This window comes from Pseudomonas sp. CP4, assembly GCF_047758505.1.
GTDB lineage: Bacteria > Pseudomonadota > Gammaproteobacteria > Pseudomonadales > Pseudomonadaceae > Aquipseudomonas > Aquipseudomonas fluorescens_AO.
The window spans coordinates 1,982,482-2,006,375 of sequence record NZ_CP180489.1 but is presented as its reverse complement, the minus strand read 5'-3'; the positions used below and the strand labels follow the sequence as shown (position 1 = coordinate 2,006,375).

Below are 23,894 nucleotides of genomic sequence, written 5' to 3'. Positions count from 1 at the left end.
GACACGACCCAAGACGGACGCCTATGAACCCGAATTTTCTAGATTTCGAACAGCCGATCGCCGACCTGCAAGCCAAGATCGAAGAGTTGCGCTTGGTCGGTAATGACAATTCGCTGAATATCGGCGATGAGATCTCCCGCCTGCAGGACAAGAGCAAGACGCTGACCGAAGACATCTTCGGCAAGCTGACCAGCTGGCAGATCGCACGCCTGGCGCGTCACCCGAAACGCCCGTACACCCTCGATTACATCGAGCACATCTTCACTGAGTTCGACGAACTGCACGGCGACCGTCATTTCTCCGATGACGCTGCCATTGTTGGCGGTATCGCCCGTCTGGAAGACCAGCCGGTGATGATCATCGGTCACCAGAAGGGCCGTGAAGTGCGTGAGAAAGTCCGCCGCAACTTCGGCATGCCGCGTCCGGAAGGCTACCGCAAGGCCTGCCGTCTGATGGAGATGGCCGAGCGTTTCAAGATGCCGATCCTGACCTTCATCGACACCCCAGGTGCCTACCCTGGCATCGACGCTGAAGAGCGCAACCAGAGCGAAGCGATTGCCTGGAACCTCCGTGTGATGGCGCGCCTGAAGACCCCGATCATTGCCACCGTGATAGGTGAAGGTGGTTCCGGCGGCGCACTGGCCATCGGCGTTTGCGATCAACTGAACATGCTGCAATATTCGACGTATGCGGTGATCTCGCCGGAAGGTTGCGCTTCGATTCTGTGGAAAACTGCAGAAAAGGCCCCGGATGCCGCTGAAGCAATGGGCATCACCGCTGAGCGTTTGAAAGGCCTGGGTATCGTCGACAAAGTGATCAGCGAGCCACTGGGCGGCGCCCATCGTGATCCGGCTGCTGCCGCCGCTTCGATCCGCGCCGAGCTGAGCTCGCAACTGGCGATGCTCAAGCAGTTCGATAACGAAGCGCTGCTCAAGCGCCGTTACGATCGCCTGATGAGCTACGGTCTCTAATCGAGCGCCGATTTGGCTGACGATGCAAGACACTGTGGGAGCGAGCTTGCTCGCGAAGGCGTTATAACAGACGACGAAATTGTTGAATGTTAATCAGCTTTCGCGAGCAAGCTCGCTCCCACACTTGGTTTCCGGCGAGGGTAAAGACATGGGTGAACGCTCGATTGATTTGCCATCCCGTCTTCTGCTGAACCTTGAGCCTTGGCGCAATGCCGCTCACTGGCACATCGCCTTCTCCGGTGGCCTCGATTCCACCGTCCTCCTGCATCTGCTCGCCACTCTGGCGAACACCGAATCTCTTCCTGCGCTTAGCGCCATTCATATCCACCACGGCCTTCAGGCTGCGGCCGATGCGTGGCCGCAACACTGCCAGGCCGTTTGCGATGCGCTGGCCATTCCCTTGCAAGTAGAGCGGGTCACCGTGAAGGGCGGGGCGAGCCTGGAGCGGGCGGCGCGGGATGCGCGTTACGCGGTGTTCAGTTCGCTGACGCAGAGTAATGACGTGCTGTTGACTGGCCAACACCGCGACGATCAAGCGGAAACCCTGCTGTTTCGGCTGTTGCGTGGTGCCGGTGTCCGCGGGCTCGGCGCGATGCCGCGCCAGCGTACGGTGGGGCAGGGCACGCTAGTCCGACCGTTGCTGGACGTCAGCCGCGCCGAGCTGAAAGGTTATGCACAGGCACATCAGTTGCGCTGGATCGAAGATCCGTCGAATCAGGATCGGCAGTTTTCGCGCAACTACCTGCGCCATCAAGTCATGCCGGTCCTGACCGAGCGTTGGCCGCAAGCGCAGGCGAGCATGGCGCGCTCGGCTGCGCATCTGCGTGAGGCGCAAGGCTTGCTCGATGAGTTGGCACAGATTGATCTCGCAGAAGCCGAAACGACCCATGAATTTGCTTGGCTGGGCGTACCATCGCTTGCGCTGGCGCCTTTGGCGGCGTTGTCTGACGCCCGTCAACGCAATGCCCTCAGCCACTGGCTCGAACCGTTGACCCGTCTGCCAGATGCTGACCATTGGTCGGGTTGGATCAACCTGCGCGATGCCACCACCGACGCCTCACCGATGTGGCGTCTGGCCGATGGCGAGTTGCACCGCAGCGCCGGTCGCGTCTGGTGGCTCAGCGGCCATTGGTTGCGCATGCCTGTGATCGGCGCCGACTGGCAGACCCCGACTTCAGCGCTGCGTTTGCCCGATAACGGAGGCGTCATGCTCCGCGGGCATGCTCCAACCGGGCCGTTGCGTATTGCCTATCGGCAGGGCGGCGAGGTCATGCAACTGGCCGAGCGCGGCAGTCGTGATCTCAAGCGTCTGCTCAACGAGCGCGCGGTGCCGGCCTTCGTGCGTGGCAGATTGCCGCTGCTGTTTCGTGGCGAACAATTGCTTGCGGTGGCGAACCTGTCGGGTCTTGCTGGTCAGATGGACGAAGGCTGGACATTGCACTGGCAGCCAACAGACGAAGATCAAGGTTTGAGCTGAAAGGAGCATTCCGGTAGACTACGCTCCCTTCTTGATACAACTTCTGTGGATTCGCCTGAATTGCAGGAGTTGCCGATTACCAAGCAGTCTTTGCTGGGCGATTCCAAAAAATGTGTAGCGAGCAACGTACCGGTGTTTCATCTGCCGGTCTGTCACAACGCGGCGGTTTTTTCGAAAGGTGCACTGTGATTAATGCAGGTGATCGGGGGCTTCGGCCTTCCTTCGCTTTCCCCGGCGGCTCGTTCCGCTTTAACGCAGACTTCTAGGGTTTTTCATGACGCGCTACATATTCGTCACGGGCGGTGTTGTTTCTTCATTGGGGAAAGGCATTGCCTCGGCTTCATTGGCGGCTATCCTGGAGGCGCGGGGGCTTAAGGTCACCATGCTGAAGCTGGATCCGTACATCAACGTCGATCCAGGCACCATGAGTCCGTTCCAGCACGGTGAAGTGTTCGTCACCCACGACGGCGCCGAGACCGACCTGGATCTGGGGCACTACGAGCGGTTCATCCGCACGACCATGACCCAGAACAACAACTTCACCACCGGCCGTGTCTACGAGCACGTGCTGCGCAAAGAGCGCCGTGGCGACTATCTGGGTGCAACCATCCAGGTCATCCCGCACATCACCGACGAAATCAAGCGCCGCATCATCAAGGGTGCTGGTGACGCTGACGTGGCGATGGTCGAGATCGGTGGCACCGTCGGTGACATCGAGTCGCAACCGTTCCTCGAAGCCATCCGTCAGCTGCGATTCGAAGTCGGCGCCAAGCGCGCAATGCTGATGCACCTGACGCTGGTCCCGTACATCGCCACCGCTGGCGAAACCAAGACCAAACCGACCCAGCACTCCGTCAAGGAACTGCGTTCGATCGGCCTGCAGCCAGACGTGCTGGTGTGCCGTTCCGATCACCCGATCGACGTGTCCTCGCGTCGCAAGATCGCGCAATTCACCAACGTTGAAGAGCGTGCGGTGATCGCCCTCGAAGACGCCGATACCATCTACAAGATCCCGGGCATCCTTCACTCGCAGGGTCTGGACGATTTCGTCGTCGAGCGTTTCGGCCTGCAATGCGGCAGCGCCGACCTGTCCGAGTGGGACGCAGTGGTCGATGCCAAGCTGAACCCGGAACACGAAGTGACCATCGCCATGGTCGGCAAGTACATGGAACTGCTCGACGCCTACAAGTCGCTGATCGAAGCGATGAGCCATGCCGGCATAAGCAACCGCACCAAGGTAAACCTGCGCTACATCGATTCCGAAGACATCGAGAACCAGGGCACTGCGCTGCTCGAAGGTGTCGATGCGATCCTCGTACCGGGCGGCTTCGGTCTGCGTGGCGTGGAAGGCAAGATCACTGCCGTTCAGTACGCTCGCGAAAACAAGGTTCCGTACCTCGGTATCTGCCTGGGCATGCAAGTGGCAGTCATCGAATTCGCCCGTAACGTTCTGGGCTGGAAAGACGCCAACTCCACCGAGTTCGATCGTGCCAGCGGCCACCCGGTTGTCGGCCTGATCACCGAGTGGGAAGACGCCACCGGCGCCGTTGAAGTGCGTACCGAAGCGTCCGATCTGGGGGGCACCATGCGCCTCGGCGCCCAGGATTGCCTGCTCGAGCCGGGCTCGAAAGTGCACGATTGCTACGGCAAGGATGTGATCGTCGAGCGTCACCGTCACCGCTACGAAGTGAACAACAACCTGCTGCCGCAGATCATCGAAGCCGGCCTGAAAATCTCCGGTCGTTCCGCCGATGCTGCGCTGGTAGAAGTGGTTGAAGCGCCGGATCATCCATGGTTCGTCGCCTGCCAGTTCCACCCAGAGTTCACCTCGACCCCGCGCGACGGTCATCCGCTGTTCAGCGGTTTCGTCAAAGCCGCGTTGGCTCAACATCAAAAGAAGGCTTAACCCGATGGCACAGAAGATCATCCGCGTCGGCGACATCGAGATTGCCAACGACAAACCCATGGTGCTGTTCGGCGGCATGAACGTGCTGGAAAGCCGTGACATGGCCATGCAGGTTTGCGAAGAGTACGTGAAGGTCACCGAAAAACTCGGTATCCCATACGTGTTCAAGGCCAGCTTCGACAAGGCCAACCGGTCTTCTGTGACCTCGTATCGCGGCCCTGGCCTGGAAGAGGGCATGCGCATCTTCCAGGACATCAAGCAAGCCTTTGGCGTGCCGATCATCACCGACGTCCACGAGCCGGACCAGGCTGCGGTCGTCGCTGAAGTCTGCGACATCATTCAGTTGCCGGCCTTCCTGTCGCGCCAGACCGATCTGGTCGTGGCGATGGCCAAGACCAACGCCGTGATCAACATCAAGAAAGCCCAGTTCCTCGCGCCTCAGGAAATGAAACACATCCTGAACAAATGCGTCGAAGCGGGTAACGATCAACTGATCCTCTGCGAGCGCGGTTCGAGCTTCGGCTACAACAACCTCGTGGTCGACATGCTCGGCTTCGGCATCATGAAGCAGTTCGAATACCCGGTGTTCTTCGACGTGACCCACTCGCTGCAAATGCCCGGTGGTCGTTCCGACTCCGCTGGCGGTCGCCGCGCGCAGGTCACCGATCTGGCCAAGGCGGGCATGAGCCAGTCGCTGGCGGGTCTGTTCCTCGAAGCGCATCCGGATCCGGACAACGCCAAATGCGACGGCCCTTGCGCCTTGCGTCTGGACAAACTGGAGCCATTCCTGGCCCAGCTCAAAGCTCTGGACGAACTGGTGAAGAGTTTTCCGACGGTAGAAACCGCGTAACGCTCGATTCTCCGGTAAAGTACCGCACGATTTGTCGCTCATGCCCTCGGGCGTGAGCGTTGTCGTCTGCAAGTCTGCCCGCTGTACTTCGCTTGCCGACGATAAAGATTTCCTCTAGCTGCGTCGTTTTCGTCAACTTTGGAGTGTTTACAACAATGGCAAAAATCGTCGACATCAAAGGTCGTGAAGTTCTCGACTCCCGTGGCAATCCCACCGTGGAAGCGGACGTGCTTCTCGACAACGGCATCATCGGCAGCGCCTGCGCGCCGTCCGGTGCATCCACTGGCTCGCGTGAAGCGCTCGAGCTGCGTGATGGCGACAAGAGCCGTTACCTGGGCAAGGGCGTGCTCAAGGCGGTAGCCAACATCAACGGTCCGATCCGCGATCTGCTGCTGGGCACCGACCCGAGCGACCAGAAAGCGCTGGATCAGGCGATGATCAAGCTCGACGGTACCGAAAACAAAGCGACCCTGGGCGCCAACGCCATCCTCGCGGTGTCCCTGGCTGCGGCCAAGGCGGCTGCACAGGATCAGGACCTGCCACTCTACGCGCACATCGCCAACCTCAACGGCACCCCGGGCGTGTACTCGATGCCGGTACCGATGATGAACATCATCAACGGTGGCGAGCACGCCGATAACAACGTCGACATCCAGGAATTCATGGTCCAGCCAGTTGGCGCCAAGTCTTTCTCGGAAGGTCTGCGCATGGGCACCGAGATTTTCCATCACCTGAAAGCCGTGCTGAAGGCCCGTGGCCTGAGCACCGCCGTTGGCGACGAAGGCGGTTTCGCACCGAACCTGGCGTCCAACGAAGACGCGCTGAAAGTGATCTCCGAGGCTGTTGCCAACGCCGGTTACAAGCTGGGCACCGACGTCACCCTGGCGCTGGACTGCGCGGCGAGCGAGTTCTACGAAGACGGCAAGTACAACCTGTCCGGCGAAGGCCAGGTGTTCACTGCTGAAGGTTTCGCCGACTACCTCAAAGGCCTGACCGAGCGTTACCCGATTATCTCCATCGAAGACGGTCTGGACGAGTCCGACTGGGCTGGCTGGAAAATCCTCACCGACAAGATCGGTGAGAAGACCCAACTGGTGGGCGACGACCTGTTCGTGACCAATACCAAGATCCTCAAAGAAGGCATCGATAAAAAGATCGCCAACTCGATCCTGATCAAGTTCAACCAGATCGGCACCCTGACCGAAACCCTGGAAGCCATCCAGATGGCGAAGGCTGCCGGTTACACTGCGGTGATCTCGCACCGCTCCGGCGAAACCGAAGATTCGACCATTGCCGACCTGGCTGTGGGCACCTCGGCTGGCCAGATCAAGACCGGTTCGCTGTGCCGCTCCGACCGCGTTTCCAAGTACAACCAACTGCTGCGTATCGAAGAGCAGTTGAACGGCAAGGCCAAGTACAACGGCCGTGCCGAGTTCCGCGGTTAAGCGCAACCTGATCAAAGGACACCGGATTGTGTCGGAAAAGTCGTGACAGCGATGGATTTGCCACTAATCTGATGCCTTAAGCACAAGCCTGGATCTTTCCAGGCTTCGTGCTATCAGATGCTGCAACATGATGCGTGGCTGTCTTTTTTCACTGGATACCTGATATTCGATGCGCAGTCCTTACTGGTTGTTTCTTGTTTTGCTCTTGCTACTGGCCGGTCTGCAGTACCGCCTGTGGGTGGGCAATGGCAGTCTGGCGCAGGTCGCCGAGCTGAAACAGCAGATCGCCGAGCAACATGCCGAAAACGAAGGCCTGCTGGAGCGCAACCGGGTGATGGACGCTGAAGTCAGCGAGCTGAAGAAAGGCATGGAGACCGTTGAAGAGCGGGCTCGTCACGAACTGGGCATGGTCAAGGACGGCGAAACCCTTTACCAGTTGGCCCAATGATCGATTCCCTGCCGGCCTTCTGGGCCGTGATTCCTGCCGCGGGCGTCGGTGCCCGAATGGCCGCGGACCGTCCCAAGCAATATCTGCAACTGGGCGGGCGCACAATTCTCGAACACAGCCTCGGCTGTTTCCTCGATCACCCGAGCCTCAAGGGGCTGGTGGTCAGTCTTGCTGTCGATGATCCATATTGGCCGAATCTGGCATGCGTCAACGATCCGCGCATTCAGCGGGTTGATGGCGGCGCGGAGCGTTCCGCTTCGGTGCTCAATGCCTTGCTGCATCTGCATGCGCAAGGTGCCGACGATGACGATTGGGTGCTGGTGCACGATGCGGCCCGGCCGAATCTCAGTCGCGACGATCTCGACAAGTTGCTTGCCGAACTGGCGGATGACCCGGTCGGTGGTCTGTTGGCGGTGCCCGCTCGCGACACGCTCAAACGCGTTGATAAGAACGGGCGTGTGGTCGAAACCGTGGATCGCAGCGTGATCTGGCAGGCTTACACGCCGCAGATGTTCCGCCTCGGCGCGTTGCATCGGGCGTTGGCCGACAGCCTGGTTGCGGATGCCGTGATCACCGATGAAGCTTCGGCGATGGAATGGGCCGGTCTGGCGCCGCGTCTGATCGAAGGGCGCGCGGATAACCTCAAGGTGACCCGACCGGAAGATCTGGAATGGTTGCGCCAGCGGTGGGCTAACCGCCGCTGATTGCTGTGGCGTCCATTGCGCCGCCTTCGCGAGCAAGCTCGCTCCCACATTTGATTTGCGCCTGACACCAGATTTGCAGTCACTGCACGTCCACTGTGGGAGCGAGCTTGCTCGCGAAGGCGGCCGCACGAACAACCCATCACTCAGCTTCGATACTCCGCCCGCTCCGCCAACCCTTCTTTAAGAAAATCCACCAACTTGCGCACCTTCGGCGACAAATGCCGCTGCTGCGGATACAGCGCCCACACCGCCGTATTCGGCGGCTGATGCGCCTCCAGCAAGGAAATCAGCGCGCCACTGTGCAAATGTTCGAGCACGTAATAATCCGGCAACTGACACAACCCGACACCCTGAAGCGCCGCATCCAGCACCGCCTGCCCACTGTTGCAGCGCCAGTTTCCTTGCACTCGCTGGGAAAACTCCCCCCCGTTCTGTTCCAGTTGCCAGATATCCGAACTGCCAATCAGGCAATTGTGCCGACTCAATTCCGACAAACTGTGTGGGCGCCCATACCGTTCCAGGTAGGAAGGCGACGCGCACAGATACATTCTTCGTGGCGCCAGACGTGTCGCGACCAAGCGCGAATCTTGTAACCGTCCCAGACGGATCGCCAGATCCAGCCCTTCATGCACCAGATCCAGCTGGCGATTGCTCAGCTCTATATCAATGCGCAACTGCGGGTACAGTCCCATGAACCGCGTCACCAGCGGCACGATAAACCGTTCGCCATAGGCCACCGCACAGGTCATGCGCAGCATGCCTTTCGGTTCGCTGGACAGATCGCCCACCGCGCGCAAGGCTTCTTCGCGACCATCCTGCAAACGTTGGCAATGTTGCAAAAACGTCTGCCCGGCTTCGGTCAGCGTCACCCGCCGGGTGCTGCGATAGAGCAGGCGCGTCTGCAAACGCTCTTCGAGTCGTACGATTTGTCGACTGATGTGCGAGGACGAGATCCCAAGACGCTCGGCAGCGGCGGTGAATTGGTTGCATTCGGCGACGGCAACGAACTCGTCGATGCCTTCCCAGCGGTTTTCCGACACTTGGATTATCCCCGTATGGCAATAATGTTTTGCTTTGGCTCGGATTATTCCTCAGGGTGCGCTGAACTACACTGTCTGTCTGCTTTTTTATTTATTGGATTCATTGGAGAGTCAGCATGATCAAGTCGCGCGCCGCCGTTGCCTTCGAGGCCAAGAAGCCGCTGGAAATCGTAGAAGTCGATGTCGCCATGCCGAAGGCTGGTGAAGTGTTGCTGCGCGTGGTCGCTTCCGGGGTGTGCCACACCGATGCCTACACCTTGTCCGGCGCAGACCCGGAAGGCATCTTCCCGTCGATCCTCGGTCACGAAGGTGGCGCCATCGTTGAAGCGATCGGCGAGGGCGTGACCTCGGTTGCCGTCGGCGATCACGTCATTCCGCTCTACACCCCGGAATGCGGCCAGTGCAAATTCTGCAAGTCGGGCAAGACCAACCTCTGCCAGGCCATTCGTGCCACCCAAGGCAAGGGCCTGATGCCGGACGGCACTTCGCGCTTTTCCTACAAGGGCGAAACGATTTTCCACTACATGGGCACATCGACGTTCTCGGAGTACACCGTGCTGCCGGAAATTTCCGTAGCGAAGATCTCCAAGGACGCGCCGCTGGAAAAGGTCTGCCTGCTCGGTTGCGGAGTGACTACCGGTATCGGCGCCGTGCTCAACACCGCCAAGGTCAAGCCAGGTGACACCGTGGCCATCTTCGGTCTCGGTGGTATTGGCTTGTCGGCCGTGATCGGCGCGGTGAAAGCCAAGGCTGCGCGCATCATCGCCATCGACATCAACCCGGCCAAGTTCGAAATCGCCAAACAACTGGGTGCCACTGATTGCGTGAACCCGAAAGACTACGATCGTCCGATTCAGGAAGTGATCGTCGACATGACCGACGGCGGCGTCGACTTCTCCTTCGAGTGCATTGGCAACGTGCAACTCATGCGCGCCGCGCTTGAGTGCTGCCACAAAGGCTGGGGCGAGTCGGTCATCATCGGCGTTGCCGGTGCCGGTCAGGAAATCGCCACCCGTCCGTTCCAGTTGGTTACCGGTCGCGTCTGGCGTGGTTCGGCGTTCGGCGGCGTGCGTGGTCGTACTGAATTGCCGAGCTACGTCGACATGGCCCAGAGCGGCGAAATTCCGCTGGATACCTTCATCACCCACACCATGGGCCTGGAAGATATCAACAAGGCGTTCGACCTGATGCACGAAGGCAAGAGCATCCGCACCGTCATACATTTCTAACAGCAGCCCCGAGCTGCAAGCTTCAAACTGCAAGTAAAGGTGTTCGTGCTTTTTCTTGAAGCTTGCGGCTTGCAGCTTACAGCTAGGGAGAATCCCTTGAATCTGGAAAATATTTCCTGTCAGAAGAGTTTCGGTGGCTGGCACAAGCGCTATCGCCATCGTTCCGAAGTGCTTGATTGCGACATGGTCTTTGCCGTGTACCTGCCGCCGCAAGCGGAGCAGGGCGGCAAGCTGCCGGTGTTGTACTGGCTGTCGGGGCTGACCTGCACCGATGAGAATTTCATGCAGAAGGCCGGTGCGATGCGCATGGCTGCCGAGCTCGGTCTGATTATTGTCGCCCCGGATACCAGCCCGCGTGGCCCGGATGTTCCGGACGATGCGAACAAGGCCTGGGACTTCGGTCTCGGTGCGGGGTTTTATCTGAACGCCACCCAGGAACCGTGGGCGCGGCACTATCAGATGCATGACTATGTCGTGAAGGAACTGCCTGCACTGGTCGAAGCGCATTTCCCCGCATCCGACAAGCGCAGCATCAGCGGCCACTCCATGGGCGGCCACGGCGCGTTGGTCTGCGCGCTGCGCAATCCGGGTCGTTATCAATCAGTGTCGGCGTTCTCGCCGATTACCCATCCGATCGATTGCCCGTGGGGCCAGAAGGCCTTTTCCAACTATTTGGGCGAAGACCGTTCGAAGTGGAAGGAGTGGGACGCCTGTGTGCTGATTGCGGAGGCGACGGAGAAGTTGCCGTTGCTGGTCGATCAAGGCGATCGCGACGATTTCCTCGCCACGCAACTGAAACCCGAAGCCTTGCAACACGCCGCAAAACAAGCGGGGCATCCGCTGGAGCTGCGCCTGCAACCGGGTTACGACCACAGCTATTTCTTCATCTCAAGCTTCATTGACGACCACTTGCAGCATCACGCGCGCGCTCTGCGCGGTTAATGCAGGTAGAATCACGCCCTGACAAAAATCGGGGCGTTTTTTTATGCGTATTGGCCACGGCTACGATGTGCACCGTTTCGCTGAAGGCGATTTCATTACTCTGGGCGGCGTGCAGATTGCACACGGCTTCGGGCTGCTCGCTCATTCCGACGGTGACGTCCTGCTGCACGCCTTGAGCGACGCCTTGCTCGGCGCGGCGGCGCTGGGTGATATCGGCAAACACTTTCCGGACACCGACCCGCAATTCAAGGGCGCCGACAGCCGTGTGCTCTTGCGTCATGTGGTCAGTCTGATCCACGCCAAGGGCTGGAGAGTCGGCAACGTCGACAACACCATCGTTGCCCAGGCGCCAAAAATGGCGCCGCATATCGAATCGATGCGCGCGCTGATCGCGGCGGATCTTCAAGTTGAGTTGGATCAAGTGAACGTCAAAGCTACCACCACCGAAAAGCTTGGCTTTGTCGGTCGCGAAGAAGGCATCGCCGTGCACTCCGTTGCCTTGTTGCTGCGCGCATGAATGAACTGCAATTGCTCGGCCCGCGGGCCTATGGCGAAGCGCTTGGTACCGCAGTACTGAAAGCCATTGCCGAAGATTTTCAGGTCGATGAAGTGCTGGATATCCCGTTCAGCGGTGACGGCGAACACCTGTGGATCTGGGTCGAAAAACGCGGTCTGAATACCGAAGAAGCGGCCCGTCGAATCGCCAAGGCGGCGGGTGTGCCGTTGCGCACCGTCAGCTATGCCGGCCTGAAAGACCGTCAGGCCCTGACACGACAGTGGTTCAGCGTGCAACTGCCGGGCAAGGCCGACCCGGATCTGACGGCGGCGGAAAACGACACGCTGAAGATCCTCAAGACCACGCGCCATAAGCGCAAGCTGCAACGCGGTGCGCATTCGGCCAACGGTTTCACCCTGCGCCTGACGCAATTCAATGGCGACAAAGACGCGCTTGAACAACGCCTGCAACTGATCGCCAAGCAGGGCATTCCCAATTATTTCGGCGCCCAGCGTTTCGGCCATGACGGCGGTAACGTTGTCGATGCGCGGGCGTGGGCGGCGCGCAAGGCTTTGCCGGAACAGCGCAATGTGCGCTCGCGCCTGCTGTCGACGGCGCGCAGCTTTCTGTTCAACCAGGTGCTGGCGGCGCGCGTCGCCGATGGCACCTGGAACACCGCGCTGGTTGGCGATCTGCTGGCCTTCACCGACAGCCGCAGTTTTTTCCCGGCCGGTGAAGCCGAATGCAGCGACCCGCGTCTGGCGATTCTCGACCTGCACCCGACCGGTCCGCAGTGGGGTGTAGGTGACTCGCCGGCTGCTGGTGCTGTCCATGAACTGGAGCAGGCGATCGCCACCCGCGAAGCGGAGCTGCGCGACTGGTTGATCCACGCCGGCATGAGCCATGAACGTCGCATCCTGCGGCTGCCCATTGGCGGGTTGACGTGGCATTATCCCCAACCTGACATTCTGCAACTGGAATTCGTCCTCCCGGCCGGATGCTTCGCCACCGTATTGGTGCGCGAGCTCGTTGATCTGGTGCCGGTGGGGCAGACGGACAGCCCATGCGTATTCTGATTTCTAACGACGATGGGGTCACCGCGCCCGGTCTCGCCGCGCTTTATGCTGCGCTGGCGGACTACACCGAATGCGTGGTTATCGCCCCGGAGCAGGACAAAAGCGGCGCCAGCAGTTCGCTGACGCTCGACCGTCCGCTGCACCCGCAATACTTGGCCAACGGCTTTATCAGCCTCAACGGCACGCCGACCGATTGCATTCACCTGGGCCTTAACGGCTTGCTTGAACGCGAAGCGGACATGGTGGTTTCCGGCATTAATCTGGGCGCCAATCTTGGTGACGACGTGCTGTATTCCGGAACCGTGGCGGCTGCGCTGGAAGGACGATTTCTCCAGCGCCCATCGTTTGCCTTTTCCCTGGTCTCGCGTCAGGTGGACAACCTGCCGACAGCGGCCTACTTTGCGCGCAAACTGGTCGAGGCCCACGCCGGGCTCGATCTGCCACCGCGCACGGTACTCAACGTGAACATCCCCAATTTGCCCATCGATCACATCCGTGGCATTCAGTTGACCCGCCTCGGCCACCGCGCTCGCGCGGCAGCCCCGATGAAAGTGGTCGATCCGCGCGGCAAGGCCGGTTACTGGATCGCCGCTGCCGGTGACGCTGAGGATGGCGGCCCGGGCACCGATTTTCATGCCGTGATGCAGGGTTATGTGTCCATCACACCGTTGCAGCTTGATCGCACTTTCAATGATGCCTTCAGAAGTCTTGACGGCTGGCTGGGGGGGCTGAGCTGATGCGTGAACATGACGACCGCCTGCGCAGCGGCATTGGCATGACCTCCCAGCGTACGCGCGAGCGACTGATCCAGCGGCTGTATGAAGAAGGCGTATCGAACGCCAAAGTGCTGGAAGTGATCCGCCGCACACCGCGTCACCTGTTTGTCGACGAGGCGCTGGCGCATCGCGCTTATGAAGATACCGCGCTGCCGATCGGCAACAACCAGACCATTTCCCAGCCTTATATGGTGGCGCGCATGAGCGAGCTGCTGCTGGAAGCGGGTCCGCTGGATAAAGTGCTGGAGATCGGCACGGGCTCCGGCTACCAGACGGCCGTGTTGTCGCAATTGGTTGAGCGGGTGTTTTCCGTCGAGCGCATCAAGGTGCTGCAGGATCGCGCCAAGGAGCGTCTGGTCGAGTTGAACCTGCGTAACGTGGTATTTCGCTGGGGCGATGGCTGGGAAGGCTGGCCGGCGCTGGCGCCCTACAACGGCATCATCGTCACCGCCGTGGCCACCGATGTGCCACAGGCCTTGCTTGATCAATTGGCTCCTGGTGGACGCATGGTGATTCCAGTCGGCTCCGGTGAAGTGCAGCAACTGATGCTGATCGTGCGCGAAGAACATGGCTTTTCCCGACACGTTTTGGGCGCTGTACGTTTCGTGCCTTTGCTCAACGGGCCACTGGCCTGAGCATTTGTAAACAGGCGCTGAATTCCTTTCAACGGCGCCGGTCTTACACCGGCAGCCAGGTTTTAAACGCAGCGTATTTGCCACTGGCAAACGTGTGCGCCCGGTGATTTCGCTTCATTAAAGGTAAAGCCGGTTCGGCCCGTTATACTTGCGACACCTCATGCCGCAGTGCGGCATTCAGAATTTTCAGCCACCACAAAAGGGAGCGGCGGGTGAGTCTCACAGTCATTGCGCAGCGTATGGGTAACACGAGCTTTCAGCGCCTGGTGACTGGCCTTGTCTTGAGCACCTTGCTGGTCGGTTGCTCCAGCACCAAATCGAGCAACGTGCGGGTTGTCGATCGCAACAATGCGGTGGCACAACGTCCTACCGTAACCACCGGGCAATATGTAGTCCGTCCTGGCGATACCTTATTTTCGATCGCCTTTCGTTACGGCTGGGACTACAAAACCCTCGCCGCGCGGAACAACATTCCTACGCCGTATACGATCCATCCGGGTCAGACAATTCGCTTCGACGGGCGCAGCGGTTCAACGCCGACTGCGGTCGTGAGCAACGCCAGTTCTTCACCTTCTTCGTCGAGTAAAACCACGGTAATCCGGCGCCAGGCGAATGGCACCACAACCACTACAACCACCGGTTCCAAAGGGGTTGTACCGTCCGTCGCGAGCAAACCTGCGCCCGCGCCACTGCCTCCGGCAGGCCCGGCCCCGACCGGCTGGGGATGGCCATCTAATGGCGTTCTGATTGGAAAATTCTCTTCAAACGGTAGTTTGAATAAAGGAATTGATATCGCCGGAGATTTGGGACAGCCTGTTTTAGCTGCGTCTGATGGGACGGTCGTATACGCCGGGAGTGGCTTAAGGGGCTACGGCGAATTGGTCATCATCAAACACAGCGAAACCTACGTCAGTGCTTACGGACATAACCGCAGGCTGTTGGTTCGGGAGGGGCAGCAGGTCAAGGTCGGACAGACAATTGCCGAAATGGGGTCAACGGGTACAGACCGGGTGAAACTGCATTTTGAGATTCGCCGCCAAGGTAAACCTGTGGATCCGCTGCAGTTCCTGCCAAGACGTTGATTTGAAGGCCAGCCTGTTCCGTCGCGTAGAGGGGACAGGCTCCAGCGTTGCCAAGGATAAAGGCGTCGCTTGAGCTTGGGGTCGAACTCACCAAAGGACTATAACAATGGCTCTCAGTAAAGAAGTGCCGGAGTTTGACATCGACGATGAGGTTCTCCTTATGGAGACCGGCATCGATTCGGATTCGATGTTGAATGATGAAGGGGCTGCTCCACCTTCCGTTCGTTCCAAATCCAGACACTCCGCCACACTCAAACAACATAAATACATCGACTACACTCGGGCACTTGATGCCACGCAGCTGTATCTCAACGAAATCGGCTTTTCCCCTCTGCTGTCCCCGGAAGAAGAAGTTCATTTTGCGCGCTTGTCGCAAAGTGGCGATCCGGCCGGGCGCAAGCGCATGATCGAAAGTAACCTGCGGCTGGTGGTCAAGATCGCCCGGCGTTACGTCAATCGGGGGCTGTCGCTGCTGGATCTGATTGAAGAGGGCAACCTCGGCCTGATCCGCGCGGTGGAAAAGTTCGATCCCGAGCGCGGCTTCCGCTTCTCAACCTATGCCACCTGGTGGATCCGTCAGACCATCGAACGCGCGATCATGAATCAGACCCGGACCATCCGGCTGCCGATTCATGTGGTCAAGGAGCTCAACGTGTACCTGCGGGCCGCACGCGAGCTGACGCAAAAACTCGATCACGAACCTTCACCCGAAGAAATCGCCAACCTGCTGGAAAAACCGGTGGGCGAGGTCAAGCGCATGCTCGGCCTGAACGAACGGGTTTCTTCGGTCGACGTCTCGCTGGGTCCGGATTCGGATAAAACCCTGCTGGACACCCTCACTGATGATCGTCCAACGGATCCGTGCGAACTGCTGCAGGATGACGACCTGTCGCAGAGCATCGATCAATGGCTGTCGGAACTGACCGACAAGCAGCGCGAGGTGGTGATCCGCCGCTTTGGCCTGCGCGGCCACGAAAGCAGCACGCTTGAGGACGTAGGCCTGGAGATCGGTCTGACCCGCGAGCGGGTACGGCAGATCCAGGTGGAGGGCCTAAAGCGCCTTCGCGAGATCCTGGAGAAGAATGGCCTGTCGAGCGAGTCGCTGTTTCAGTAAGCGCCTGATCGACCGCCCGCAAAAAGCCCCGGCTGATTTGATCAGTCGGGGCTTTTTGTTTATGCCTGTCTCGTGCATCGGGGCTGGCAGGCGAGGTGCCAGACGAGCGGTCTGCATTTTCTGAGTTTGTAGTCTCGCGCTGTAAGCCTTTGCTTACTGTGTCGTAAGTGTTCGCTATTTTTACACTTCGGCGGAAGGCGATTGCACTCGTTGCCAAACGGTAACTTTCTGATTTTGCAGAAAATTTTTCAATTGTTATGTCTTTATGTCAGCGTAGTCATGCACCTGAGCCTGATTGCTCCGCTGCGGAAACTCTCTAATATCAGGGCTGTGTCGACGGACAGACACGCCCTTCACGGAAGAGGGGAACGGACATCGCAGGAGGCGATTCATCAGGACGATGAAAAGGAATACAGGGAATAGGGAAAAAATGTGGGCGGGTCATACCGCCCCTTTTTTCGCCTGCAAAAAAGTACAACCTGCACAAAGCAAAAAGGCCCGCAAGGGGCCTTTTCATTCGACGCGAGGCAGATCAGCGTTCGAGGTCAGCAATTTTACCGGTCTTGCCATCCCACTCTTCAGCGCCCGGCAACGGATCTTTCTTCTCTGTAATATTCGGCCAGACATCCGCCAGCTCGGCATTGAGCTCGATGAAGTTTTCCATGCCACTTGGGATCTCGTCTTCCGAGAAGATCGCCACAGCCGGGCATTCTGGTTCACACAACGCGCAGTCGATGCACTCGTCCGGGTGAATCACCAGGAAGTTCGGGCCTTCGTAAAAGCAGTCCACCGGACAGACTTCTACGCAGTCGGTGTACTTGCACTTGATGCAGTTGTCGGTGACGACGAAGGTCATTTCTAATTTTCTCCTCAGGCGGCGGCAGCGTTGCCCCTTCACGGTTGGGGTCGCCAGGTTCGGGAGCGATACCTGCTGACCAGGCTATGAGCCAGCAGCATCCCGAACCGCGCGAGATTCTAACAGCTTGAAGCGATTTGCGTTATATCCGCTTCTTCAGTGCTTATATCCGGTTCTTCAGTGCATAGAGCATTTCCAGCGCACGGCGTGGCGTCATATCGTCCAGATCCACTTTCGCCAATTCGTCGAGTACCGGATGCGGCAGCGAGGCGAACATATCGCTTTGCTGCGGTGTCGACGGTTTGCCCTTGGCCGCCGGTTTCGGCGCCTCGTGGGGCAGGGCAGTGTCTTCCAGGCGACTCAGATGCTCACGCGCGCGCAGGATCACTTCGCTCGGCACACCCGCCAGTTGCGCCACTGCCAGGCCGTAGCTCTGGCTGGCCGGCCCAGGCAGAACGTGGTGCAGAAACACGATGCGTTCGTTGTGCTCGGTAGCGTTCAGGTGCACGTTGGCTACCAGAGGTTCGGCTTCCGGCAGCACGGTCAGTTCAAAATAGTGCGTGGCGAACAAGGTGTAGGCGCGCAGGTGAGCCAAGCGCTCGGCCGCCGCCCACGCCAGCGACAGACCGTCAAAGGTGCTGGTGCCGCGCCCGACTTCGTCCATCAGCACCAGACTGCGCTCGGTAGCGTTATGCAGGATATTGGCGGTTTCGCTCATCTCGACCATGAAGGTCGAACGACCGCCGGCCAGATCATCGCTTGAACCGATACGGGTGAAGATGCGGTCGACCAGCGACAACTCACAACTGGCGGCCGGCACGAAGCTACCGATATGCGCCAGCAGCACGATCAAAGCGGTTTGCCGCATGTAGGTGGATTTACCGCCCATGTTCGGCCCGGTGATCACCAACATGCGCGTGTTATCGTCCAGGCTCAAATCGTTGGCCACGAACGGCGTGGTCAGCACTTGCTCGACCACCGGGTGACGCCCCTGAGTGATGCGCATGCACGGCTCGCTGACGAAACGCGGGCAGTTCAGGTCAAGATTCAGCGCGCGCTCGGCAAGGTTGCTCAGCACGTCCAGCTCGGCCAGTGCGCTGGCAGTGTCCTGCAGCGGTGGCAGTTGGCTGATCAAGTCTTCGAGCAGCGCTTCATAAAGCATCTTTTCCCGAGCCAGCGCGCGACTCTTGGCCGACAGTGCTTTGTCTTCGAACTCTTTCAGCTCGGGCGTGATAAACCGCTCGGCGCCCTTCAGCGTCTGCCGGCGGATGTAGTCCGCTGGCGCCGATTCAGCCTGCTTGCTCGGCAATTCGATGAAATAGCCATGGATGCGGTTGTAGCCGACTTTCAGATTGGCCAGACCGGTACGTGCTTTTTCGCGGGCTTCGAGATCGATAAGGAACTGGCCGGCGTTTTCGCTCAGTGATTGCAGTTCGTCGAGTTCGCTGTCGTAACCGGTTTTCAAAACGCCGCCGTCACGGATCACCGCCGGCGGGTTATCGATAATGGCTTTTGCCAGCAGCGCCGCCAGTTCCGGGTAGGTGCTGGTGGTGGCCGCCAGATGCTGCAGGTGCGGCGCTTCCAGATCGGTCATCGCCACTTGCAGTTCTGGCAGCGCGCCGAGGGCGTCACGCAGACGCGCAAGGTCACGCGGTCGCGCATTGCGCAGACCGATCCGCGCCAGGATCCGTTCGATGTCGCCGATTTCCTTGAGCTGCGGTTGCAGCTTTTCGAAGCGATAACCGTCGAGCAGGCAACGGATTGAGGTCTGGCGGGCCAGCAGCACGGTGAGATCGCGCAACGGCCGGTTCAGCCAACGAGTCAGCAATCGGCTGCCCATGGCGGTCTGGCAGCGATCGACCACCGATTGCAGGGTGTTGTCGCGGCCACCGGCCAGGTTGGTGTCCAACTCGAGATTGCGCCGGCTGGCGCCGTCGAGCACCACGGTGTCATCGAGGCGTTCGTGACGCAGGCTGCGCAAGTGAGGCAGGGCGGTGCGCTGGGTTTCCTTGGCGTAGGCCAACAGGCAACCGGCAGCGCCAATGGCCAGGGTCAGGTTTTCGCAGCCGAAGCCTTTCAGGTCTTGGGTGGAAAACTGCTGGCAGAGACTTTTCAACGCAGAGTCACGCTCGAAGTCCCACGGCGCACGACGACGCACGCCACGGCGTTTTTCCGCCGGCAGGTCTTTTGGCCAGTCATCCGGAATCAGCAGTTCAACTGGATTCACGCGCTCCAGCTCGGCCAGGAGGTTTTCCCAGCCTTTGATTTCGAGCACAGTGAAGTTGCCGCTGGTGATGTCCAGCACCGCCAGACCAAACAGACGCTCATCGCCCAGCACTGCAGCAATAAGGTTATCGCGACGCTCATCGAGCAGCGCTTCATCGCTGACCGTCCCCGGCGTGATGATCCGCACCACTTGGCGTTCAACCGGGCCTTTGCTGGTGGCTGGGTCGCCGACCTGCTCGCAAATCACCACCGACTCGCCGAGCTTGACCAGTTTCGCCAGGTAACCTTCCGCCGCGTGGTAAGGAATCCCACACATCGGAATCGCCTGACCCGCCGACTGCCCGCGCGCGGTCAGGGTGATGTCCAGCAACTTGGCAGCTTTCTTCGCATCTTCGTAGAAGATCTCGTAGAAATCGCCCATGCGATAGAACATCAGCTGATCCGGGTGCTGATTCTTCAGGCGCCAGTATTGCTGCATCATCGGAGTGTGGGAGGACAGGTCGGAGACGGCTTTATTCATCGGATTGTCGGGCAACTCGTTAAAAGATGTAGGGCAAAGCGCGGGCAGTGACCGGGCTTTTCCGCGATGGGCGCAAGGTTACCATGGGCAGTCAGCCCGACGCAGGCACTGCGGTCGGGAGAGCGTTTACTTGCAGTGAAAAGTTGATCAATGCACGATTTATGCAAATTAGCATTTGTCTTCGCGAAAAACTTCAAGCACTATGCGCGTTATGCAAAAACGCAACGTTTCGTCCGTCTTAAGAGCACTGCTCGACCAGCACGGGATCTCCCCCACGGAGCTCCACCGTCGCACCGGCGTGCCTCAATCCACGCTCTCGCGGATTCTCAGCGGGAAGATTGTCGATCCTTCGGATAAACATATCTCGAAGATCGCCGAGTATTTCAACGTCAGCACCGATCAGTTGCGCGGGCGCGCGGATGTCACGCCAACGACCGGCGGCACTCGCGCTGACGTGCATGCGGAACTCAAGGACATAAGCCTGTGGGACGACGACACGCCCGTCGATGACGACGAGGTGTCGGTGCCCTTTCTACGTGAGGTTGAATTGGCTGCTGGATCAGGAAGATTCGTCATCGAAGAGAGCGAACGCTCCAGCCTGCGCTTCGGCAAGCGCAGCCTGCGCCACAACGGCGTGCAGTTCGACCAGGCCAAATGCGTAACGGTGCGCGGCAACAGCATGTTACCGGTCCTGCGCGATGGTGCGACTGTCGGCGTCAACGCCGGCAAGTGCGGTATCGGCGACATCATCGACGGCGACCTGTATGCGATCAATCACAACGGCCAGTTGCGCGTGAAACAACTTTATCGCCTGCCCACCGGCATTCGCCTGCGCAGCTTCAATCGCGACGAGCATCCGGACGAGGACTACAGCTTCCAGGAAATCCAGGAAGAGCAGATCGTCATCCTCGGTCACGTCTTCTGGTGGGGCATGTACGCCCGCTAACTCTCGTTCATCCAACTGAAACCTGCCCCTCGGCAGGTTTTTTTTCGCCTGCAGAAATCTCCCCACCCCTTGGCCCGCTTGGGTTTCATGCGCAAGCGCAAATTTAATGCATAAATAAATGCATTTACGCATTGACTGTATATGCATCCATGCATATTCTTGCCACCAAGCCGCTCGATAAAGCGGCTGGCAAGACAAGCTCTTTAGTTTCACAAGAACAGGCAGCGATGAACCGGCCTCAACGGTTCAGAGGGTTGGCAACTGACCCGGGTGTGCAGCGTAAAGCACCAGAAGCAGTTATCCGGCGGGCAGGGACCGCGGTCGGAAAAACAATCTGAATGGACTCGTACCGCGCCAGTAGCGCCGAAAAGTCAGCTCCCTTCTCGAATACAGGATTGGAAGGAAGGCGAAGGAGCGCATTACTGAAAAGCCCGGCGTGCAAGCGCCGGGCTTTTTGGAATGCCTACCGGGCAGAAACTGAAACGCCGGGATGCCGGCACTCAATAAGGATGATGAGCATGAAGAAATACGCACGTGTTGTCGCTGGCAAAGTAGACAACATTTTTGAAACCGCGAACCCGATCACCGATGAGTTTCCGGCGGATCAAGTCTGGGTGGATGTCAGCGCATTGCCCAAGATCGATTATTCCTGGAACGCGGTGAACACCGACGGCGTCTGGACATTTACTGATAGCGATATGTGGGGGCAACCGTCCATGTTGGCTATTCAAATGCGTAACGAAAGAATGACTCGTTTAGACAAAGTCAACTTCACCCTGGCATCGTCGGCACTGGTGCAAAAAGTCGAGCTGGGGCTGGCAACACCTGCTGAAGAGGCCGCACTGCTGGCCTACAAGCAGTTCTTCATCGCGATGAGCCAAGTCAACAAACAGCCGGGCTATCCACTGAGCGTCATTTGGCCTGAAGTGCCATAAGCGACATTTGACGCATCCGCAATATTGAAATGCGCAGTGCATTACCGAAAAGCCTGGCCTTGTTGCCGGGCTTTTAAATACCTGCCAGTTGCACGGCGATATTCCTGCCAAAGAGTAAATGAGGAAGACCCAATGAGTCTTTATGCATTGGTTGAATACAACCGAGTTGTCCAGTTGAAAGAAAGTGAAGTGATTCTTGAACCACCCGCTTCGCCAACCTCGGTTTGGGTTGATGTAACCGGCAGTACGGATATTCGGGTGGGTTGGAGCGCAACCTTCAATGGGGTCTGGACCTTCTCTGCACCGACCGAAGAAGAGCTGCGAAACGAAGCCGAACAGCAGAAGTGGCAATTGCTGAATGGGGCCGCCAACTGGTTACTGATGAACTCGCTGCAGTTCAAAGCCGACGTCGGCGTCGCCACCAGCGACGACCAGGCTCGGCTGTTGGCCCACAAGCAATACTGCATCGCCCTCAGCGACATCGATCAGCAGTCTGGTTATCCGGCGAACATCGCGTGGCCAGTCGCACCTTACTGATTCCAACTCGAGTAATCGATCGGCGGGACCGCATTGCTGAAAAGCCTGGCGCAAGGCCGGGCTTTTTGGAATGCCTGCCTGAAGAGACATTATTTGAACTCAATTCCCATCTATCACCCACTGCCCACGGAGGCGTGACATGACAAACGAGCAACAAGCGTTGGCGGACATGCCGATCTGGCTGGTCATCCTCCTCGCCGTCGTCGGAGGGGTGTCCGGCGAAATGTGGCGTGCCGACAAGGAGGGCGCCCGCGGCTGGTCACTGGTACGGCGGCTGGCCCTGCGCTCCGGTGCCTGCATGATCTGCGGCGTGTCGGCAATCATGCTGCTGTATGCCGCCGGCATGTCGATCTGGGCCGCTGGTGCGTTTGGCTGCCTGACCGCCATGGCCGGCGCCGACGTCGCCATCGGCCTTTACGAACGCTGGGCGGCCAAGCGCATCGGCGTCTGCGAAGTACCGCCGCGCGACCAGCCTTAACCCTGAATATTTTCCGTGCCGCCATGTTGGCGGCAGGGCTGCGCGTGGACGAATGAAAAGGAGGTCATGTATGCCCACACCGATCCAGCAGCCGTCGCAACTGTTTACAGCCATCGCGACGACACTGCGCAACACCGCCGGTCTCAACCTCAATGTCGGCGGTCCCGATGACTTCACTGCGGCGGGCGATCAGGCCTGGATACTGATCGACTTTGACCGAAACGCGTCCGGCGTGCGCGCCGCAGATGGGCGTATCGCTCATGTAATGACGTTGTCACTGCAAGTCGTGCCGGCGCTTTCTGCGACCGCATTTACGGCATGCGACCTGATCGCTGTGCTGAAAAACCTGATCACCGACAACCGCTGGGGATTGCCCGGCGATCAATGCGATCTGCCCACGAATATCGATGGATTGCCCTCGTTGCTCATTCGCGGCGATCAGCCATACAAAGCCTGGACCCTGACCTTCGAGCAGACCCTCTACCTCGGTCCGACCCTGCTCGATGATCCGCTGGGCGTGCCCAAATTTGCCCGCACCTGGGAGGTCAGCAATATCGACGATCCCGAGCAATACACCGCGCTGGAGGGTTGACCGATGTTCGACGCATTACTGCGTATGCAGCTCGGCCCGATCATTGAGCGTCTGGCGGAAATGGAAGCGGAAATCGAAGACCTGCATCGCCGTGCCGAGAGTTTCTGTCGTATTGGTATCTGTCAATCGGTCGATGCGGCTAGCAACACTTGCCAGGTCAGCCATGGCGGATTGCTCACGCCGGCGATCAAGTTTTTCAACCCCAGCGCCGGTGCGCAAAGCGAATCGCGAATCCCGACGGTGGGCGAGCAGTGCCTGCTGTTCAACTATGGCAGCGGTGAAAGCGGTGCGCAGAGTGTGGCGTTGTTCGGTTTGAACAGTGACCGTTTCCCAGCGGCCTCGACCGTACCGACGCTGACCCGTCGGGTGCATGTCGACGGCAGCGAAAGCGGTTACGACGATGCCACTCACACCTTGCACTGGCAAAACGGCCCGGCCGCGTTCAACGGTTCTCGCGAGTCGCTCCAGTTCAGCATCGGCCCGGCGCGACTGGCCATGACTCCGCAGTTGATCACCCTGCAACTGGGCGCCGTCGGCCTGAGCATCGACGCCTCGGGCGTGCATTTCAGCGGCCCTTTGGTCGACCACCAGGGCCGCGTCATCAGCCCCTGAA

The 23,894-nt window shown here is 59.1% G+C and carries 24 protein-coding genes; 21 read left to right on the top strand and 3 right to left on the bottom strand.

All coding sequences use genetic code 11. The features are described 5' to 3' along the window. Window positions 1–23: 23 nt before the first annotated feature. From ACMYUN_RS09050 to ispD, 7 genes are all read left to right on the top strand, one after another. Window positions 24–971, top strand: a complete 948-nt coding sequence (locus ACMYUN_RS09050; protein WP_016771465.1) for an acetyl-CoA carboxylase carboxyltransferase subunit alpha — start codon at window positions 24–26, stop codon at window positions 969–971. Between the two features lie 148 nt (window positions 972–1,119). Further along, window positions 1,120–2,448, top strand: a complete 1,329-nt coding sequence (gene tilS / locus ACMYUN_RS09045) for a tRNA lysidine(34) synthetase TilS (protein WP_415763516.1) — start codon at window positions 1,120–1,122, stop codon at window positions 2,446–2,448. Between the two features lie 274 nt (window positions 2,449–2,722). Beyond that, complete coding sequence (locus ACMYUN_RS09040) at window positions 2,723–4,354, top strand: CTP synthase (RefSeq protein ID WP_016771462.1); 1,632 nt, start codon at window positions 2,723–2,725, stop codon at window positions 4,352–4,354. A 4-nt stretch (window positions 4,355–4,358) separates the two neighbouring features. Next, window positions 4,359–5,204, top strand: coding sequence for a 3-deoxy-8-phosphooctulonate synthase (gene kdsA / locus ACMYUN_RS09035; RefSeq protein ID WP_007954807.1), 846 nt, complete (start codon window positions 4,359–4,361; stop codon window positions 5,202–5,204). A gap of 155 nt (window positions 5,205–5,359) precedes the next feature. Beyond that, window positions 5,360–6,649, top strand: coding sequence for a phosphopyruvate hydratase (gene eno, locus ACMYUN_RS09030; RefSeq protein WP_041478121.1), 1,290 nt, complete (start codon window positions 5,360–5,362; stop codon window positions 6,647–6,649). Between the two features lie 169 nt (window positions 6,650–6,818). Further along, window positions 6,819–7,097: a cell division protein FtsB gene (gene ftsB, locus ACMYUN_RS09025; protein ID WP_016771460.1), complete on the top strand. Its 279-nt coding sequence runs from the start codon at window positions 6,819–6,821 to the stop codon at window positions 7,095–7,097. After that, window positions 7,094–7,801, top strand: coding sequence for a 2-C-methyl-D-erythritol 4-phosphate cytidylyltransferase (gene ispD, locus ACMYUN_RS09020; RefSeq protein WP_041478120.1), 708 nt, complete (start codon window positions 7,094–7,096; stop codon window positions 7,799–7,801). The genes ftsB and ispD overlap by 4 nt, the downstream gene beginning before the upstream one ends. Window positions 7,802–7,944: 143 nt before the next feature. Here the strand turns inward: ispD and ACMYUN_RS09015 are convergent, their stop codons facing one another. Further along, entirely contained in the window at window positions 7,945–8,841 is an 897-nt protein-coding gene (locus tag ACMYUN_RS09015) for a LysR substrate-binding domain-containing protein (RefSeq protein ID WP_039762484.1), read from the bottom strand. A 116-nt stretch (window positions 8,842–8,957) separates the two neighbouring features. Here ACMYUN_RS09015 and ACMYUN_RS09010 point away from each other — a divergent pair, with 116 nt between their 5' ends. The 8 genes from ACMYUN_RS09010 (at window position 8,958) to rpoS (ending at window position 16,191) form a co-directional block, all read left to right on the top strand. Then, complete coding sequence (locus tag ACMYUN_RS09010; protein WP_110600129.1) at window positions 8,958–10,070, top strand: S-(hydroxymethyl)glutathione dehydrogenase/class III alcohol dehydrogenase; 1,113 nt, start codon at window positions 8,958–8,960, stop codon at window positions 10,068–10,070. Between the two features lie 96 nt (window positions 10,071–10,166). Continuing rightward, window positions 10,167–11,012 (top strand): S-formylglutathione hydrolase, encoded by an 846-nt coding sequence (gene fghA, locus ACMYUN_RS09005; RefSeq protein WP_415763515.1) that lies wholly within the window; start codon window positions 10,167–10,169, stop codon window positions 11,010–11,012. Between the two features lie 43 nt (window positions 11,013–11,055). Further along, on the top strand, window positions 11,056–11,529 hold the full coding sequence (ispF, locus tag ACMYUN_RS09000) for a 2-C-methyl-D-erythritol 2,4-cyclodiphosphate synthase (RefSeq protein WP_129998776.1): 474 nt from the start codon (window positions 11,056–11,058) through the stop codon (window positions 11,527–11,529). Further along, a complete protein-coding gene (gene truD / locus ACMYUN_RS08995; RefSeq protein WP_415763514.1) occupies window positions 11,526–12,584 on the top strand; it encodes a tRNA pseudouridine(13) synthase TruD in 1,059 nt (352 codons plus the stop codon). Before ispF ends, truD begins: the two co-directional genes overlap by 4 nt. Further along, the gene (surE, locus tag ACMYUN_RS08990; RefSeq protein ID WP_039762493.1) at window positions 12,572–13,321 is read left to right on the top strand and encodes a 5'/3'-nucleotidase SurE; all 750 of its coding nucleotides are present in this window, start codon (window positions 12,572–12,574) and stop codon (window positions 13,319–13,321) included. The genes truD and surE overlap by 13 nt, the downstream gene beginning before the upstream one ends. Before the next feature lie 38 nt (window positions 13,322–13,359). After that, window positions 13,360–13,995 carry a protein-L-isoaspartate(D-aspartate) O-methyltransferase gene (locus ACMYUN_RS08985; RefSeq protein WP_160768345.1) on the top strand — a complete coding sequence of 212 codons (636 nt, stop codon included), beginning with the start codon at window positions 13,360–13,362 and terminating at the stop codon, window positions 13,993–13,995. Window positions 13,996–14,207: 212 nt separating this feature from the next. Further along, on the top strand, window positions 14,208–15,077 hold the full coding sequence (locus ACMYUN_RS08980) for a peptidoglycan DD-metalloendopeptidase family protein (RefSeq protein ID WP_039762497.1): 870 nt from the start codon (window positions 14,208–14,210) through the stop codon (window positions 15,075–15,077). A gap of 106 nt (window positions 15,078–15,183) precedes the next feature. Then, window positions 15,184–16,191: an RNA polymerase sigma factor RpoS gene (rpoS, locus tag ACMYUN_RS08975; RefSeq protein ID WP_016771451.1), complete on the top strand. Its 1,008-nt coding sequence runs from the start codon at window positions 15,184–15,186 to the stop codon at window positions 16,189–16,191. A 532-nt stretch (window positions 16,192–16,723) separates the two neighbouring features. Here rpoS and fdxA read toward each other — a convergent pair. Further along, complete coding sequence (fdxA, locus tag ACMYUN_RS08970; protein WP_310406754.1) at window positions 16,724–17,047, bottom strand: ferredoxin FdxA; 324 nt, start codon at window positions 17,045–17,047, stop codon at window positions 16,724–16,726. Window positions 17,048–17,210: 163 nt separating this feature from the next. Beyond that, on the bottom strand, window positions 17,211–19,793 hold the full coding sequence (gene mutS / locus ACMYUN_RS08965; protein ID WP_366301141.1) for a DNA mismatch repair protein MutS: 2,583 nt from the start codon (window positions 19,791–19,793) through the stop codon (window positions 17,211–17,213). A 202-nt stretch (window positions 19,794–19,995) separates the two neighbouring features. Between mutS and ACMYUN_RS08960 the strand changes: the two genes are divergently transcribed. The 6 genes from ACMYUN_RS08960 to ACMYUN_RS08935 all read left to right on the top strand — a co-directional run bounded on the left by ACMYUN_RS08960 (window position 19,996) and on the right by ACMYUN_RS08935 (window position 23,893). Continuing rightward, window positions 19,996–20,739: a helix-turn-helix transcriptional regulator gene (locus tag ACMYUN_RS08960; RefSeq protein ID WP_073476015.1), complete on the top strand. Its 744-nt coding sequence runs from the start codon at window positions 19,996–19,998 to the stop codon at window positions 20,737–20,739. A gap of 518 nt (window positions 20,740–21,257) precedes the next feature. Next, window positions 21,258–21,674 (top strand): tail fiber assembly protein, encoded by a 417-nt coding sequence (locus ACMYUN_RS08955; protein ID WP_415763513.1) that lies wholly within the window; start codon window positions 21,258–21,260, stop codon window positions 21,672–21,674. Window positions 21,675–21,806: 132 nt separating this feature from the next. Beyond that, window positions 21,807–22,211 (top strand): tail fiber assembly protein, encoded by a 405-nt coding sequence (locus ACMYUN_RS08950; protein WP_039762508.1) that lies wholly within the window; start codon window positions 21,807–21,809, stop codon window positions 22,209–22,211. A 139-nt stretch (window positions 22,212–22,350) separates the two neighbouring features. Then, on the top strand, window positions 22,351–22,689 hold the full coding sequence (locus ACMYUN_RS08945) for a phage holin family protein (protein ID WP_024011844.1): 339 nt from the start codon (window positions 22,351–22,353) through the stop codon (window positions 22,687–22,689). 70 nt (window positions 22,690–22,759) lie between these two features. Next, window positions 22,760–23,281, top strand: coding sequence for a hypothetical protein (locus tag ACMYUN_RS08940; protein ID WP_129998784.1), 522 nt, complete (start codon window positions 22,760–22,762; stop codon window positions 23,279–23,281). Between the two features lie 3 nt (window positions 23,282–23,284). Continuing rightward, the gene (locus ACMYUN_RS08935) at window positions 23,285–23,893 is read left to right on the top strand and encodes a phage baseplate assembly protein V (RefSeq protein WP_039762513.1); all 609 of its coding nucleotides are present in this window, start codon (window positions 23,285–23,287) and stop codon (window positions 23,891–23,893) included. Window position 23,894: the final 1 nt, after the last annotated feature.

Bases quoted from the DNA above. Each gene is read 5' to 3' on its own strand.
- ACMYUN_RS09050 (WP_016771465.1), top strand. From the start codon at position 24: ATGAACCCGAATTTTCTAGATTTCGAACAGCCGATCGCCGACCTGCAA.
- tilS (WP_415763516.1), top strand. From the start codon at position 1,120: ATGGGTGAACGCTCGATTGATTTGCCATCCCGTCTTCTGCTGAACCTT.
- ACMYUN_RS09040 (WP_016771462.1), top strand. From the start codon at position 2,723: ATGACGCGCTACATATTCGTCACGGGCGGTGTTGTTTCTTCATTGGGG.
- kdsA (WP_007954807.1), top strand. From the start codon at position 4,359: ATGGCACAGAAGATCATCCGCGTCGGCGACATCGAGATTGCCAACGAC.
- eno (WP_041478121.1), top strand. From the start codon at position 5,360: ATGGCAAAAATCGTCGACATCAAAGGTCGTGAAGTTCTCGACTCCCGT.
- ftsB (WP_016771460.1), top strand. From the start codon at position 6,819: ATGCGCAGTCCTTACTGGTTGTTTCTTGTTTTGCTCTTGCTACTGGCC.
- ispD (WP_041478120.1), top strand. From the start codon at position 7,094: ATGATCGATTCCCTGCCGGCCTTCTGGGCCGTGATTCCTGCCGCGGGC.
- ACMYUN_RS09010 (WP_110600129.1), top strand. From the start codon at position 8,958: ATGATCAAGTCGCGCGCCGCCGTTGCCTTCGAGGCCAAGAAGCCGCTG.
- ispF (WP_129998776.1), top strand. From the start codon at position 11,056: ATGCGTATTGGCCACGGCTACGATGTGCACCGTTTCGCTGAAGGCGAT.
- truD (WP_415763514.1), top strand. From the start codon at position 11,526: ATGAATGAACTGCAATTGCTCGGCCCGCGGGCCTATGGCGAAGCGCTT.
- surE (WP_039762493.1), top strand. From the start codon at position 12,572: ATGCGTATTCTGATTTCTAACGACGATGGGGTCACCGCGCCCGGTCTC.
- ACMYUN_RS08985 (WP_160768345.1), top strand. From the start codon at position 13,360: ATGACCTCCCAGCGTACGCGCGAGCGACTGATCCAGCGGCTGTATGAA.
- rpoS (WP_016771451.1), top strand. From the start codon at position 15,184: ATGGCTCTCAGTAAAGAAGTGCCGGAGTTTGACATCGACGATGAGGTT.
- fdxA (WP_310406754.1), bottom strand. From the start codon at position 17,047: ATGACCTTCGTCGTCACCGACAACTGCATCAAGTGCAAGTACACCGAC.
- mutS (WP_366301141.1), bottom strand. From the start codon at position 19,793: ATGAATAAAGCCGTCTCCGACCTGTCCTCCCACACTCCGATGATGCAG.
- ACMYUN_RS08960 (WP_073476015.1), top strand. From the start codon at position 19,996: ATGCGCGTTATGCAAAAACGCAACGTTTCGTCCGTCTTAAGAGCACTG.
- ACMYUN_RS08955 (WP_415763513.1), top strand. From the start codon at position 21,258: ATGAAGAAATACGCACGTGTTGTCGCTGGCAAAGTAGACAACATTTTT.
- ACMYUN_RS08950 (WP_039762508.1), top strand. From the start codon at position 21,807: ATGAGTCTTTATGCATTGGTTGAATACAACCGAGTTGTCCAGTTGAAA.
- ACMYUN_RS08945 (WP_024011844.1), top strand. From the start codon at position 22,351: ATGACAAACGAGCAACAAGCGTTGGCGGACATGCCGATCTGGCTGGTC.
- ACMYUN_RS08940 (WP_129998784.1), top strand. From the start codon at position 22,760: ATGCCCACACCGATCCAGCAGCCGTCGCAACTGTTTACAGCCATCGCG.
- ACMYUN_RS08935 (WP_039762513.1), top strand. From the start codon at position 23,285: ATGTTCGACGCATTACTGCGTATGCAGCTCGGCCCGATCATTGAGCGT.